Below are 611 nucleotides of genomic sequence, written 5' to 3'. Positions count from 1 at the left end.
GTTTCATCCTCTGCATCTCCATCACCATCGGTATCAACATCTGTTGTATTGGTAGGATCATCAGAAACATCAACCACATCATCTCCATTTGGATCTTGACCTGTTACTGTAGCCTGATTGATCACTTCTCCTGAAAGAACATCTTCTGCCGTTAACACATAGTTAGCTGTAAATGTGGTCATATCAATCTCTCCTACTGCTAAATCAATAGGACCGCCAGTTATAACAATTCCTGGTAATGGATCTGATAATACAATATTGGTGATATCTACATTACCTGTGTTCTCTACTGTAAAAGTGTACTGAATCTCATCTCCAACATTAGGAAGACCATCATCATTTACATCTACATAGATACCTGTTTTAGTAAGTGCTAAATTAGGTAACTGATCAATCTCGGTAATCGTCTCATCATTGGTTGGATCATTATCTCCATTATCATCTACTAATTCATCTCCATTATCTGAAACATCGATCACATCATCTCCATTTGGATCTTCTCCTATCACAGTAGCGCTATTTATAACTTCTCCGTTATTAATATCAACCTGTGTAATTACATATGTTGCCTGCGCAGTACCTTGTTCTCCTGGTGCCAATGTAGATGGTGT

1 protein-coding gene is annotated in these 611 nt (G+C 38.0%); it reads right to left on the bottom strand.

Annotated features, from left to right (window positions below):
- A partial coding sequence (locus ACWNT5_RS24245) for a DUF7507 domain-containing protein (RefSeq protein WP_456518859.1) occupies positions 1 to 611 on the bottom strand: 611 nt, incomplete at both ends.

The organism is Aquimarina sp. 433 (genome assembly GCF_054054605.1).
This window is presented reverse-complemented; position numbering and strand designations above follow the sequence as displayed.